A 12,929-nucleotide genomic window follows, 5' to 3' on the forward strand; every position below is an offset into this window, starting at 1 on the left:
GGCCATCAATGGCACGCATTTAACTCATGGAATCAAAGAGTTAGAAATCCGACTCTTTCCCATTCGGATATCAGTCAGGTGCGCGGCAGCTGAAGCTCTCGGCCACTTCCGGGTTGCCCGTCCCCTCGTAGCGCGCTACCTGCGGATAGGGGCACAGTGGCCGGGTGCGACCGGGCCATGGCGTGTCGTCGCCGGCACGGGCCTCGATCCGGTCCGGCGCCTTGCCATGCTCGACCCATGCAACCATCGCGGCCAGCGCATCGAACTGGCCTGTCGCCGGACCGCCGGAACAATGGCACATGCCCGGCACCGGGAACACCCGCACGAACGAGCTGGCCGCGCCATGTTCGCGCACATTCACCTCGTCAAACCAGTTCAACGTATCCGCCAGCGAGAACACCGGGTCCGATTCGCCGTGCGGCACCAGCAGGCGGCCACCACGTGCCTTGAACCGCGTCAGGTCGGCGGAGCGCGCCGCGATGTCTTGCCACGCCGAGTGCTGATATGGCGCGGCCACCGACTGGATATTTTCGGCCTGCCGGTCAAAGTCCAGTTGGAACTGGTAATCGGCCGCCGCCTGCAAGCCTGGCGGCAATACGGACGGCGGCGTGCTGAAGAGAGCGGCCAACGCCTGGCCGCCCAGCATGACATTCAGCGCGGGCACCTTGCCATCTTCCGATCCCAGCTTCCAGATGCGCCACGCCGGGCTGTCGATACCGGAGGGCCAGACCCAACGGCTGTACAGTGCGTTGCCGGCCCGGCCTTGCGGCCCCCGCACCGACTCGGCCAGCGCATCGATCTGTCCCTGGCTCAGGCAATCGGGCGCCGCGCCGCCGGCCCGACAGCGCTTGTCCTGCAACCGCGCCAGCACCTCCTGGTCCGTGCAATGGGCAATATCGGCCACGATGCCATCACGCAGGCCATCCTTGGCGTCGCAGGCTGCCAGGATGGCCTCGCGCAATTGCGTCAGTTGCGTGCCGTTGAAGGCCGTATGCAGGCGCGCCACATCAAAGCCGGGGGCGCCGGGGGCCTGCACCAGGCGGCCGAAGGCGCGGGTATCCCACGCCTCGGCCAGCGCCGCCTTCGGCAGTGCGAAGCCTGGGGCGGTGGCAACGATGCCGTCGAACACTTCCGGATAGCGCTGGGCGAAAGCCATGCCCTCCTGCCCGCCCTTGGAACAGCCGACGAAATAGGTGTACCGGGGTTGACGCTTATAGTATTGGCGCAGCAGCCACAGTCCGGCATCCGCACTCTTTTTCAGCGAAGCGTGGCCATAGTCGCTGCGCGCATGGGGATCGAAACCAAACACCATGGCGCCGCCGCGCTGCGGATCGTTGTTGCGGACATTGTCATGCCCGGAATCCTGGCTCAACACCGCGTAGCGGCGCTCGATGGCGGTGTCGTCCGCGCCGTACAGCTTGCCGGTGGCATCGCCGATGTCACCATTGCTGCCGCCACCGCCCTGGAACACGAAGCGCTCGTTCCAGTCCGACGGCAGGCGCAGCCGGAAACGGATGGCGTAGCGCTGCCCGTTGGCCAGCCGCGCCGGCGTCTCGGCCTGCAACTCGCAGTGCGCCGGCAGCGTGGTGCGGCGTGTACTGCCGGGGGCCAGGTTGATTTCGTATGGCTCATCCGCTGCATGGTAAGTCGCTTGCAGCACCCGGAACGAGGTGGCGGGATGGATCCGTCCCTGCAGCGCGTGGCAGCGTTGTTCCGGGCTGGCGGCGGACGCAGGCGGCGCAGTATCGGCGGCATGTGCCGTAGCGGCGGCATGTGCCGTAGCGGCGGCATGTGCCGTGCCGCCACCAACGGCTGTGCACAGCAGCATGGCCGCGCAAAATAAGGTTTTGGTCATCACTCTGCTCTCATGGTCGGTAATAGGTCAGGCATCCGTGTGGCTCAGCAAGAAGCGCACGGTCTTGGCGATCGCCCGCTGCGCTTCCGGGCTTTGGTCCGCCATGGTCTGATGCACATGCGGCATCCCTTCGTAGGCGTCCAGTTGCACCCGGGCGCCGCCCGCATCCATGGCCTGGTACAGCCGCACCGCGTCCGACAGCAGCACTTCGCGCGACCCGCATTGGATCAGCGTGGGCGTAAAGTCGGCGCCATAACTGCCATACACCGGCGAGACGTAGGGATGGCGGCGGCAGGCTTCGGCCACGTAGGCATCGCGGCTCGGGCGCAGTGATTCCAGCGAAACGATGGGATCGGCGCCGGCCAAGGTCCGCATGGTGTCGCCCTGGAAATCGAGATCGGTCCAGGGCGACCACAGCGCAGCGGCGGCTGGCAGGCGGACACGGTGGTCGCGCATGCGCAGCAAGGCGCCGGCCAGCAGGCCGCCGCCGGCGGAGTCGCCAAAGCACGCCACCCTGCGCGGCTGGTAGCCGGCGCCGTATATCGCCACAAACACCTTCTCCACTTGCGCCGTGGTGTTGTCCCACTGCGACCTGGGCGCCGTGGTGTAGTCGATCGACACCACCCGACGGCCAGTGGCCAGCGCCATCTGCGCCGCCGGCAGCAGCGTGGACGCGGCCGAGCCCAGCGTGTAAGCGCCACCGTGGATGTACACCACCAGGCTGTCGCGGCGGCGCAGGCGCGGCGGCTCGACCCACAACACCGGTACGCCGCCCAGCGTGTCCGCGCGGACCTTGACGCCGGTGGCGGCCACGCGCTCCCGGTTCATGGCGGTGAACATGTCCAGCAAGCGCAGGCGCAACGCCTCCCAGCCGGCGATATCGTCCGGGGCGGGCAATACCGGCTTGGGGAAACTGGCCAGTTCCCCGAACAGCTTGGGCCAGCCAGCCGATATGGTAGGTGGCAGCGGCAGCGCCGGTGGCGCGCACGCTTCCAGCGCACGTGCCGGCAACGCCACGGCAGCGGCGGCCAGACCAGCCTGGCCAGCCAAAAAGGCGCGGCGCCGGGCGCCATGCGAAGTCTCAGTCATGCTCAGGTCCTCCTGCGGTCGGGATGTTGGTGGGAAGCTGGCCCAGCGCGGCGTCGAGCACGGCCCGCATGCGCAGGTAGCCATTGTTGTTGGGATGCACGCCATCGTTCGACAGGTCCGGACGGAAGGCGCCATCGGCAGTGCTGAGCGCCGCATGGTAATCGATATAGGTCAAGCCCTCGCGGCGGGCCAGCGCCCGCAGCCACTGGTTCAGCTGCCCGATACGTTCCGGTGTGGCCGGCGTTGGGCGCCAGGGCATGCTGGCCGCCGGCGGGATGCTGGCCAGCAGGACCTGGATGTGATGCTGCCGGGCGATGGCCACCATGGCGCTGATGTTGTCCATGTAGCGCTGCGCCGAAGTCGGGCCGGTATTGCCGGCGATGTCGTTGGTGCCCGCCATGATGTGGACAAAGCGCGGATGCAGCGCCACCACGTCGGCATAAAATCGCAGCAGGATCTGCGGCGTGGTCTGGCCGGCGATGCCGCGGTTGATCAGTTGATCACCGAATACCGTGGCGCCGGCCTCGGACCAGAGTTCGGTGATCGAGTCGCCCAGGAATACCCCGCGCACTGGCCTGGCTTGCGCCATGAGCGCCGCATTGGCGGTGGCGTAGCGGCACAGCCCGGGCCAGTCGCGCTGACGCTGCGATTGTTCCAGGCGGGCCCGTTCCACCATGGGCGCCGTCGCGAGCAGGCGCTGCACTTCGACCGGGTTGAATGCGCCCGGCTGCATGAACTGATCCACCAGCGCGCGTGGCGCGGCGGGCAACGCTGGCACACTGGCGCACGGCTGCTCGACCATGCCGATGGCCTCCGCCGCCTGCGCCAGGCAGGCGACCGGCGCCAGCGCGACCAGCGCGGCCGCCAGGCCCTTACGTAGCGGCCGTGCGAAATTGATTTGCATGATTATCCTCGATAAAAAGGGTAGTAACGAATTCGATGAAATTGCGCCGCCATACCGGCCACGTATGCCCGCCGTCCGTCACCTGGTAGGCATGCGGGACGCCCTGCTGCCGCAGCCAATCGATAAACCCGCCCAGGTCGTCCAGCAGGAAATCGTCGCGTCCGCAACGGATCCAGGTGGCGGGCGCCCCGTTGCAGCGCGGCGCCTGCCGCAGACAGGCCGGGTAATCCTGTTCCAGCATGAAGGTGGCGGGACTGAACGCCCCGATGTGGGCGAATAGCTGGGGCGAATTCAAGCCGATGTACAGTGCCTGCGCCCCACCCATCGACAGGCCTGCGACCGCCCTGCCCCCGCGTCCGGGATCGACAGCATACGCCTGTTCCACCATCGGCAATACCTCCTGCAGCAATGCGGCCCGCATCAGCGCCAGACTGCGCAGCGCCACGCCAGCGGCCGGGACGGGCCGGTCGCTGGCCACGTCCGGATGGCAATGCCCCGTGGGGCAGACCACCAGCATCGGGGCGCAGCGCTTGCTGTGGATCAGATGGTCCAGCATGACGGCGGCACGTCCCGCCCTGAACCAGCCACTGGCATCGTCGCCCAAACCGTGCAGCAGGTACAGCACCGGATAGACGCGCGTCGAACGCCGGTCGTATCCGGCCGGCGTGTAGACGTAGAAATCGCGGTCGTCGCCGATTTCTGCGGAACGATAGCTGTGCTGCACCACGTGCCCGCGCGGCAGCTCGCCACGCTGCCAGGGCAGCGCGCCGCCGCGCGGGTCGCCGCTCACCAGTACCAGGCTCTCGCCCAGTCCATCGTGGGCCGGCTTGATGTGCGGATTGCCGGCATCGAGCTGGCCGACGCCATCGACCACCACCCGATAGCAATACAGGTCGGGCGGCAGGATGGGGCTGCGGCCCGACCAGATGCCGTCGGCGCCGCGCGCCAGCTGGACGGGATGCGCGAGCGCATCCAGCTCCACCCGTACTTGCCGCGCCGACGGCGCCCGCACCCGGAACGTGAGTGAACCATCGCCGCCGATCTCAGGCGAACGCAGGGCCGGCTGAAAGACTTTCTCCAGCATGTCAGTAGAAGCTGTAGCCTGCACGCAGGCCGAAGGTGCGGCGCGGCATATAGGTGGCGATACTGAGGGCGGCGATCTGCGTGCTGGTGGCATAGACCTGACGGTCCTCCAGGTTGTAGACGTGGGCATTGACGGTCCAGCGCTTGTCGGCGCTTTGCCAATCAAGGTTCAGGTCGGTCTTGCTGTACGCCTTGCGATAGCCTAGCAGCGGATTGGGGTCGCTCAGGTTGTCGATCACGGCAAAGCTGCCGCTCTGCCAGAACGACTGTATCGATGGCGTCAGCTGGCCGCCCGCACCCAGCTGATAGGTATGGGCATAGCGGGCCCGCGCGCTGAACTTCGGCGCGTTGGGCAAGCGTCGGTCGCTGTTATCGAGCGGGCTGGCATTGATGGGTGTCGGCGCGTAGTTGTTGTACAGGGAGTCGATCGCATGGGCGTTGTCGATGCCCGGCGCGACCTTGCCGAACCGGGCGTCCAGATAGGTGAAAAATCCTTGCAGCTGGTCGCTGCGCGTGATGCGCCAGTCGACTTCGGTCTCGATACCACGCACGCGGGCGGTGGCGGCGTTGCCCGTCACGGCAGCGTTGTTGCCCGAGAGGTTTTTGCCGATGGTGCTGACTTGCAAATCCTTGTAATCCATGCTGAAGGCGGTGAGGTTGACACCGAGCGTGTCGCGCAGCAGGCGGCCGCGCCAGCCCGCCTCGAAGCTGGTCAGGGTTTCCGGCTTATAAGTCAGGTATTCGCTCGCCACGTTGGGCGTCACGCCGCCGCCACGGTAGCCGGTGGCGACCGTCGCATACAGCAAGGAGCTGCGGCCCAGGTCGAACTCGGAAGTGACCTTATAGCTGGTGTTGCGCGAGCTGGTGGCGCCGTAGGCGTTGACCGGCGCACCGAAGGGAACGCTGCACGGCAGATTGTTCGCCTGCGACAGCAGCGTGCCGTACAGGCAAGCCTGGGTGTCGGTGTTGGTCAGCGCGGTATCGCGGGTGCTGCGCAGGCCCAGCGTCATACGCATCGCCGCCGTCAGGCTGTAGGTGGCCTGGCCGAACACGGCCTTGGAGGTGTTGCGCAGTTCATTGTTGCGCACGGCGATATCGACATCGCCATAGCCGGACGGCAGATTGCCGGCGCCGGGGGCGTACGCCAGGCCGGCCGGCAATACGCTCGCCAGGGGCGCCGGCAAGGCGTTGCCGACCCGCACCGCGTACAGGCCGGATTGCTTGTCACGATAGGCGTACAGGCCGCCAACCAGCTTGAGCCGGTCGCCCTCGTAATTGAGGTTCAGCTCGTGGCTCTGGGTGCGGGTCTGGTTGTCGTGGTTGGTGTAACTGAAAATGCCGGAATTGAAATCGACGCCGTCGTTGACCAGCCTGGTCAGCCCGGCAAGATACGTCAGGGCCCAGTCGTCGTTGAGGTTCCAGACCAGCGAGGAACGCAGACCGGACTGGGTCAGCGCCTTGCGGATATCGGTGCCGGCACCGCCACTGCCGATACCGCCGACGTTGCGATCGACCGGCAGCGTGACGCGCGCACCGAGTGTGCCGGCCGCGATGTTCGCGTCCGGGTAATAATTGTAGGCCACGCTGTGGATGGCCGAAATCGTCCCCTGGTCTTCCAGTCGGCTCAGCGAGACGTTCCATTTCAGCTCATCGGTCAATTGCCAGGCCGCGGCAAGGCGCGCGCTCGACAGGTTGATCTTACCGTAGCGCGCAGACACGGCGCCGCCAGCCTCATCGCCGTCGCTGGTGCGGCGCAGCAGCGCGGCGCGCAACTGCAAGGTGTCGGACACGGGCACATTGAGCACGCCACGCACCGTCACGTCATTGTGCTCGCCGTACGCGGCATCGCCCGACAGTTCGTGGCGTGCGCTCGGACGCGCGGTGATCACGTTGACCACGCCAACCGTGGCATTGCGCCCGTAGACCGTGCCTTGCGGCCCGCGCAATGCCTCGATCCGGCTGACATCGTACTGGCCCAGGCTCATGATCTGATAGTTGGGCTCGTAGATGCCATCGACGTGAACCGCCACTGTCGAATAGCCACCGAAGCTGGCGTTGCTGCCGATGCCGCGCATGGAGAAGCCGTTGCTGGCGACGGCCATGTTGGGAATCGACGAGGCAATATCGACCAGCGCGGTGATGCCCTGGGCGTCCAGCGCTTTCTGGCTCACCACGCTGACCGAAAGCGGCGCCTTGGAGAGTACTTCCGAGCGCCGCTGGGCGGTAATGGTGACGGCCTCCAGCGTGCCCTGGTCGGCTTGCTTGTCAGCGGCGCTGTCCTGCGCGTGCAGGCTGCCCGCCTGGACCAGCGCGGCGCAGGCAAGGGCCAGCGGTTTCAATTTGCATTTCATGTGTTCTCCGTAGTTATTATCAGGTGCCGCCGCGGTAGACGCCCGGGCGCGATACCGATGGCGCAGGATGCTGCTCTTTTTACTTGTTGCACGCCGATTTGCGCAATCGATTGCTCACTGTGTCATTTTTTAAAGAAAAATGCAACTACTCATCGAGATTTTTTGCGGAATTTCTGTGACGGACAGAATTATTGAGCCGGGATAAACCGGCACTGCGCAATCGATTGAATTCGGTCGCATGCGCAAAATGCTGGCGTTGTCCAAGGCTGCGTGTAAGATGCAGCCTCACCTATCGTGACGCTGAATAATTATTGGAAGCAAAATGAGCAACAAGAAGGAAATGGAGCCCGCTTCGACGGTGCCTTTTGCCCGGCCATCGAGAACCCAAATGGAGGACATCGCGCGCATGGCAGGTGTTTCGCGCTCGACCGTATCGCGGGCATTGTCCGGCACCGGCCGCCTCAGCGAGGAAACCCGCAACCGCATCATCGAACTGGCCAAGACCAGCAATTACAGCGTCGACGCCAGCGCCAGGAATCTCCGCCTGAACCAGAATCGCACCGTTTCAGTCGTGGTCCCATACGACCCGGTCGAGCACTTGCCGTTATCCGAGCCCTTCTTCCTGACGCTGGTCGGCAGCATTGCCGATGCGCTCACCGCATGCGGAATGGACATGCTGTTATCGCGCGTGTCGGCCGACCGGCTCGACCTGGCGGCCGAACCGTACAAAGGTGGCCGCTGTCTCGGCTTCATCCTGATCGGTCAATGGGGGCACCATGACCAGTTGACGAAGATGGCGGTCCAGGGGTTGCCCTTTGTCGTGTGGGGCGCGCGCATGCCAGACCAGCTGTATGGCTCCGTGGGAGGCGATAACGTGCAAGGCGGTTTGCTCGCCACCGCTCACCTGCTGGACCAGGGCGCCAGACGCATTGCATTCCTCGGCGATCCGGCCATGCCGGAGATCGGCCAGCGTCACGCCGGCTACCTGCAGGCGCACCATATGCGTGGCTTGGTGCCCGCGGCCGACCTGACGCTGCCGGTGGGCGAATCGCGTCAGGCCGTGGATGCCGCGATCGCCGCCAGCATGGCGCGCGACGGCGGCTTTGATGCCGTGTTCGCTTCCAACGACCCGATGGCGATGAACGCGATCGGCGCGCTGGTGGCGTTGGGGAAAAAAGTGCCGGATGACGTGTTGGTGGTGGGCTATGACGACATCAGCACCGCATCACAGTTCCAGCCCCCGCTGAGCTCGGTACGCACGCCGATGATCGAAGCTGGCAAGGCGCTGGTCGCCAGCCTGCTGGCGCAATTATCCGGCACACCGCCGGCGCAGGTGCAACTGCCGGCGCAATTGATGCCGCGCCGGAGCAGCACCCGTGGCGAAGGCAGGCAAAGCTAGCTGTCATGCCAGCCTGCTCCGAATCGCTCCTGGGCGAGAGCACAAGTCGTTAAATGAACGGCCACCGGTACCGGCAAGGAGCTGATCGCACGCCACATCCACAATCAAAGCGAGCGGCACGGGCCGTTCGTGGCGGTCAACTGTGGTGCGCGCCGCACCAGCTTGGCCCTGCCCCAAAAATGAGCAACCTTTTGGTTGCCCATTTTTATTCCGGCAAAGATTATTTGCCCTTCTTTTTCAACCAATCGTAAATACTGGAAAAGTCCAGTGCGCCGGCACCGTTCAAACTATGCAAGGCGTACAGATTGCGGGCCAGTTCGCCCAGCGGAACGGCGGATTTCGCGTTGATCGCCGATTCCGCCGCCAGGCCCATATCCTTGAGCATCAGGTCCACGCCAAAACCGCCGCTGTAGCCACGCGAAGCCGGCACGTTATCCATGATGCCAGGTACCGGGTTGTACAATTCCAGGGCCCAGTTGCGCCCTGAGCTCTTGACCATGATGTCGGACAACACCTGCGGGTCGAGGCCATTGGCCACGCCCAGCGCCAACGCTTCAGCGGTGCCCGCCATCAATACCCCCAGCAGCATGTTGTTGCAAATTTTGGCGGTCTGTCCCGCACCAGGTCCGCCAGCGTGGAAAATATTGCGCCCCATGCCCAGCAATACCGGCCGGGCACGCTCCAGCGCCTCGGCCGGACCGCCCACCATGAACGTCAGGCTGCCGGCCTGGGCGCCGCCAGTGCCACCGGAGACGGGCGCGTCGATCATGTCCACCCCGGCCGCCTTGGCCGCTTGCGCCACCGCGATGGCTGACTGCGCGGAGATGGTGCTGCAATCGATGATCAGGGTCCCGGGGCGCAAGCCATTGATGATGCCCTCCTCGCCCAGGTACAGCCCTTCCACGTGACGGCTGGCCGGCAGCATCGATACCACGATGTCGGCGCCGTCCGCTGCGGCGCGCGCCGAGGCGGCGATCCGCGCACCGGCGTCGCCCAGCGTCTTCAGCGCGGCTTGGGACAGGTCGAATACGGCCAGCGCGTGGCCCGCCTTCAGCAGGTTCAGCGCCATCGGGCCGCCCATATTGCCCAATCCGATGAATGCGATCTTGTACACGTTCGTGCTCATGCAGTATCTCCTTAGTGAATATCGGCCAGCGGGTGCGGCGTGTTGGTCCAGGGATTGTCGAGGAAGGTGTCGGTGCTGCTGGCCGGCAGCCAACGCGGTGCCATGTCCTTATCGATCAGGAGCGCACGTATGCCTTCCGCAAAATCGCCCTGCGCCGCGCAATGCAGCGCCACACCGTATTCGAGGCGGAACACGTCCGCCAACGACATATCCTTGGCCGTTTCAAGCATGCGCCACGCCAGCCGCATGGCGCCCGGTGAGGCGTCCTTGGGTGCGCCGGCCGCCTTGGCCAGCCACGGGTGGTCGGTTACCAGGGCGGCCAGCGCGGCTAGCGCTTGCTCGACCGTATCGCCGCCACACAGCGCATCGATCAATTGCTGGTGCTGACGCAAAGGGCCGGTCTGCGGACAACCCGGCTCCCGGCCGCGTGCTTCCGTCCGGCGCAGCACATGGCCGACCAACGCGTGGTTGGCGTCGCTGTCGTCGCTCCACGGCTGCGTCAGCAGCGCGTCCAGCACATCGTGCCTGGCCCCATGGGGCAGCACATGATTGGCCAGTCCCACGTAGCGCGCGTCAGCCGCCTCGATCGCGATGCCGGTCAGCGCCAGGAAGCGGCCCGCGCGACCGGGCATGCGGTTCAGGAACCACGACCCGCCGACATCGGGGAACAGGCCGATCCGCACTTCCGGCATGGATAGCCGGGTGCGCTCCGTCGCTACCCGATGGCTGGCGCCCGCCATCAAGCCTATCCCGCCGCCCATGACGATGCCATGACCCCAGCATAGAACCGGCTTCTTATAGGTATGGATCTGGTAATCGAGCCGGTATTCGCGGCTGAAGAAATCATTGGCGTACGGGTTGCCGTCAACTGCCCCGGAGTGGGGGGTATCGCGCTGCGCCCGCATGGTACGGTACAGGTTGTGCAAATCCCCCCCGGCGCAAAACGCCTTATCGCCGGCGCCCTGCAAAACCACCATGGCGATCCGGTCGTCGTCGGCCCAGGCCGACAAATGTTGTGCCAGCAATTCGATCATCGGCAGCGATACCGCATTGAGCGTCTTTTCCGCGTTCAAGGTCAGCAGGCCGATCAGGCGGCCATTGGCAGCCAGCCGGGTTTCGGCCAGCACTGGCGCGGGCGCCACGCCATGCATCTGGGAACCGTCCATCAGCCATTCCTCCATTGCGCCGGACGCTTGGCCAGGAACGCCGCCACACCTTCCTTCTGGTCCTCCGTATCGAACAGGTCGACGAACAGTTCGCGCTCCACCGGCAGCCAGTTGGCCGGCGATTCATGGCGCGCGCCCTGGATCAGCTTCTTGCAAGCGGCCACGCTCGTCGGGCTCTGCTTTTCCACCAACTTCGCCAGCGCCAGTGCCGCCGTCAGCGCTTCGCCCTTGGCCACCACTTGCTCCACCAGTCCAATACGCTGCGCCGTCTCGGCATCGAGGCGCTCGCCGCACAGTATCATGCGTTTGGCCCAGCCCTCGCCCACCAGCCACGCCAGCGATTGCGTGCCGCCGCCGCATGGCAGCAGGCCGACCGTCGCTTCCGGCAAGGCCATTTGCGCATGGCTTTCCGCGATACGGATGTCGCAAGCGAGCGCGCACTCCAGTCCGCCGCCCATCGCATAGCCATTGATGGCGGCGATCGACACGCCGCGGAAGCGCGACAGGACCTCGAACGCTTCGCCGAAGCGGCGCGCCATGGTGCGCGCCATCGCCTTGTCACCGTCGGCGAACAGCTTCAGGTCGGCGCCGGCAGAGAAGAATTTGTCGCCCTGCCCCGTCACCACCAGGCTGTAAATTTCGCGGTTGGCGTTCAAGTCCGTTACCAGTGTGGCCAGCGAGGACAAGCTGTCCGCCGTCCACGTGTGGGCAGGCGGGTTGTTCAGGGTGACGATGGCGGTATGACCGCGCAATTCAAGCTGTAGATTGATGTAGTGGTTCATCGCAATTCCTCCGCGTTAGGTTGTTCAAGCAGGTGACGCGCCACGATGACGCGCATGATTTCATTGGTGCCTTCCAGGATCTGGTGGACCCGCACATCGCGCAGGTAGCGTTCGAGCGGATATTCCCGGATATAGCCGTTGCCGCCATGGATCTGCAGCGCCTGGTTGCAGACCTTGAAGCCGATATCGGTCGCCAGGCGCTTGGCCATGGCGCAATACACGCTGGCGTTGGGCGCCCCCGCATCGAGCTTGGCCGCCGCCAGCCGCACCATCTGCCGCGCCGCCACGAGTTCTGTCTGCATGTCGGCCAGCTCGAATTGCAGATGCTGGAATGACGCCAGGCGGCTGCCGAACTGGCGGCGTTCGGTCATATAGGTGCGCGCGGCGTCCAGCGCCGCCTGGGCCGCACCGACCGAACAGGTGGCGATGTTGATACGGCCGCCGTCCAGGCCTTTCATGGCGATGCGGAAGCCTTCTCCTTCCTGCCCCAGCAAGTGATTGGCCGGGATACGCACACCATCAAAGCTCACCACGCGCGTGGGCTGGCTGTTCCAGCCCATCTTGACTTCCTTGCGGCCGTAACTGATACCCGGGGTATCGGCTGGCACGGCGAAGGCGCTGATGCCTTTCGGTCCGGCGTCGCCGGTGCGGGCCATCACCACCAGCAAGTCGGTGGCGCCGGCGCCGGAAATAAAGGCCTTGTTGCCGTCGAGCTGGTAATAGCCATCTTTCAGCACCGCACGCATGGCCAGCGAACCGGCATCCGATCCCGCGCCCGGCTCGGTGAGGCAATACGAACCCAGTTGTTCGCCGCTGGCCAGGCGCGGCGCCCACCGCTCATGCACTTCCGGACCGCCCCAGGTGGCCACCATCCAGCTGACCATGTTGTGGATCGTGATATAGGCCGTGGTGGATGGGCAGGCCGCCGCCAGTTCTTCAAACACCAGCGCCGCATCGAGCCGGGACAGCCCCAGGCCGCCCAATTCCTGCGGCGTGTACATGCCGCAAAAGCCCAGCTGGCCCGCCCGGTGGATGGTCTCCAGCGGGAATTCGCAATCGGCGTCCCAGCGCGCGGCATGCGGAGCCATTTCGCCGGCGGCGAAATCACGGGCGCTTTGTTGGAACGCGCCCTGCACTTCGGACAGTTCAAATTCCATATTGCCTCCGATACGGC

General features: G+C 65.4%; 10 protein-coding genes and 1 pseudogene. 2 read left to right on the top strand and 9 right to left on the bottom strand.

The window, feature by feature from the left end:
- Window positions 1-70: 70 nt before the first annotated feature.
- Genes H3H39_RS16575 through H3H39_RS16595 form a run of 5 tightly spaced genes read right to left on the bottom strand, consistent with a single transcriptional unit; the run spans window position 71 to window position 7,282 of the window.
- Window positions 71-1,855 (bottom strand): tannase/feruloyl esterase family alpha/beta hydrolase, encoded by a 1,785-nt coding sequence (locus tag H3H39_RS16575; RefSeq protein WP_220461576.1) that lies wholly within the window; start codon window positions 1,853-1,855, stop codon window positions 71-73.
- Window positions 1,856-1,882: 27 nt separating this feature from the next.
- On the bottom strand, window positions 1,883-2,944 hold the full coding sequence (locus H3H39_RS16580; RefSeq protein WP_182154533.1) for an alpha/beta hydrolase fold domain-containing protein: 1,062 nt from the start codon (window positions 2,942-2,944) through the stop codon (window positions 1,883-1,885).
- On the bottom strand, window positions 2,937-3,848 hold the full coding sequence (locus tag H3H39_RS16585) for a GDSL-type esterase/lipase family protein (protein ID WP_182154535.1): 912 nt from the start codon (window positions 3,846-3,848) through the stop codon (window positions 2,937-2,939). The genes H3H39_RS16580 and H3H39_RS16585 overlap by 8 nt, the downstream gene beginning before the upstream one ends.
- Window positions 3,817-4,932: an alpha/beta hydrolase-fold protein gene (locus H3H39_RS16590; RefSeq protein ID WP_182154537.1), complete on the bottom strand. Its 1,116-nt coding sequence runs from the start codon at window positions 4,930-4,932 to the stop codon at window positions 3,817-3,819. Before H3H39_RS16590 ends, H3H39_RS16585 begins: the two co-directional genes overlap by 32 nt.
- 1 nt (window position 4,933) lies before the next feature.
- Window positions 4,934-7,282, bottom strand: a complete 2,349-nt coding sequence (locus tag H3H39_RS16595) for a TonB-dependent receptor (protein WP_182154539.1) — start codon at window positions 7,280-7,282, stop codon at window positions 4,934-4,936.
- 322 nt (window positions 7,283-7,604) lie between these two features.
- On the opposite strand from H3H39_RS16595, the gene H3H39_RS16600 reads away from it, so the two are divergent.
- Together H3H39_RS16600 and H3H39_RS16605 are read left to right on the top strand one after the other, a co-directional pair.
- Window positions 7,605-8,681: a LacI family DNA-binding transcriptional regulator gene (locus tag H3H39_RS16600; RefSeq protein ID WP_229218102.1), complete on the top strand. Its 1,077-nt coding sequence runs from the start codon at window positions 7,605-7,607 to the stop codon at window positions 8,679-8,681.
- 63 nt (window positions 8,682-8,744) lie between these two features.
- Window positions 8,745-8,846: pseudogene (locus H3H39_RS16605) on the top strand (sigma 54-interacting transcriptional regulator); the annotation flags it as partial.
- Between the two features lie 55 nt (window positions 8,847-8,901).
- Here H3H39_RS16605 and mmsB read toward each other — a convergent pair.
- Genes mmsB through H3H39_RS16625 form a run of 4 tightly spaced genes read right to left on the bottom strand, consistent with a single transcriptional unit; the run spans window position 8,902 to window position 12,912 of the window.
- On the bottom strand, window positions 8,902-9,795 hold the full coding sequence (gene mmsB / locus H3H39_RS16610) for a 3-hydroxyisobutyrate dehydrogenase (protein ID WP_182155028.1): 894 nt from the start codon (window positions 9,793-9,795) through the stop codon (window positions 8,902-8,904).
- Window positions 9,796-9,818: 23 nt separating this feature from the next.
- Window positions 9,819-10,973 (bottom strand): enoyl-CoA hydratase/isomerase family protein, encoded by a 1,155-nt coding sequence (locus H3H39_RS16615; RefSeq protein ID WP_220461578.1) that lies wholly within the window; start codon window positions 10,971-10,973, stop codon window positions 9,819-9,821.
- Window positions 10,973-11,755 carry an enoyl-CoA hydratase gene (locus H3H39_RS16620; RefSeq protein ID WP_182154541.1) on the bottom strand — a complete coding sequence of 261 codons (783 nt, stop codon included), beginning with the start codon at window positions 11,753-11,755 and terminating at the stop codon, window positions 10,973-10,975. Before H3H39_RS16620 ends, H3H39_RS16615 begins: the two co-directional genes overlap by 1 nt.
- On the bottom strand, window positions 11,752-12,912 hold the full coding sequence (locus H3H39_RS16625) for an acyl-CoA dehydrogenase family protein (protein ID WP_182154544.1): 1,161 nt from the start codon (window positions 12,910-12,912) through the stop codon (window positions 11,752-11,754). Before H3H39_RS16625 ends, H3H39_RS16620 begins: the two co-directional genes overlap by 4 nt.
- Between the last annotated feature and the right edge of the window lie 17 nt (window positions 12,913-12,929).

This window comes from Rugamonas apoptosis, from assembly GCF_014042355.1.
In the GTDB taxonomy this organism is placed as follows: Bacteria; Pseudomonadota; Gammaproteobacteria; order Burkholderiales; family Burkholderiaceae_D; genus Rugamonas; species Rugamonas apoptosis.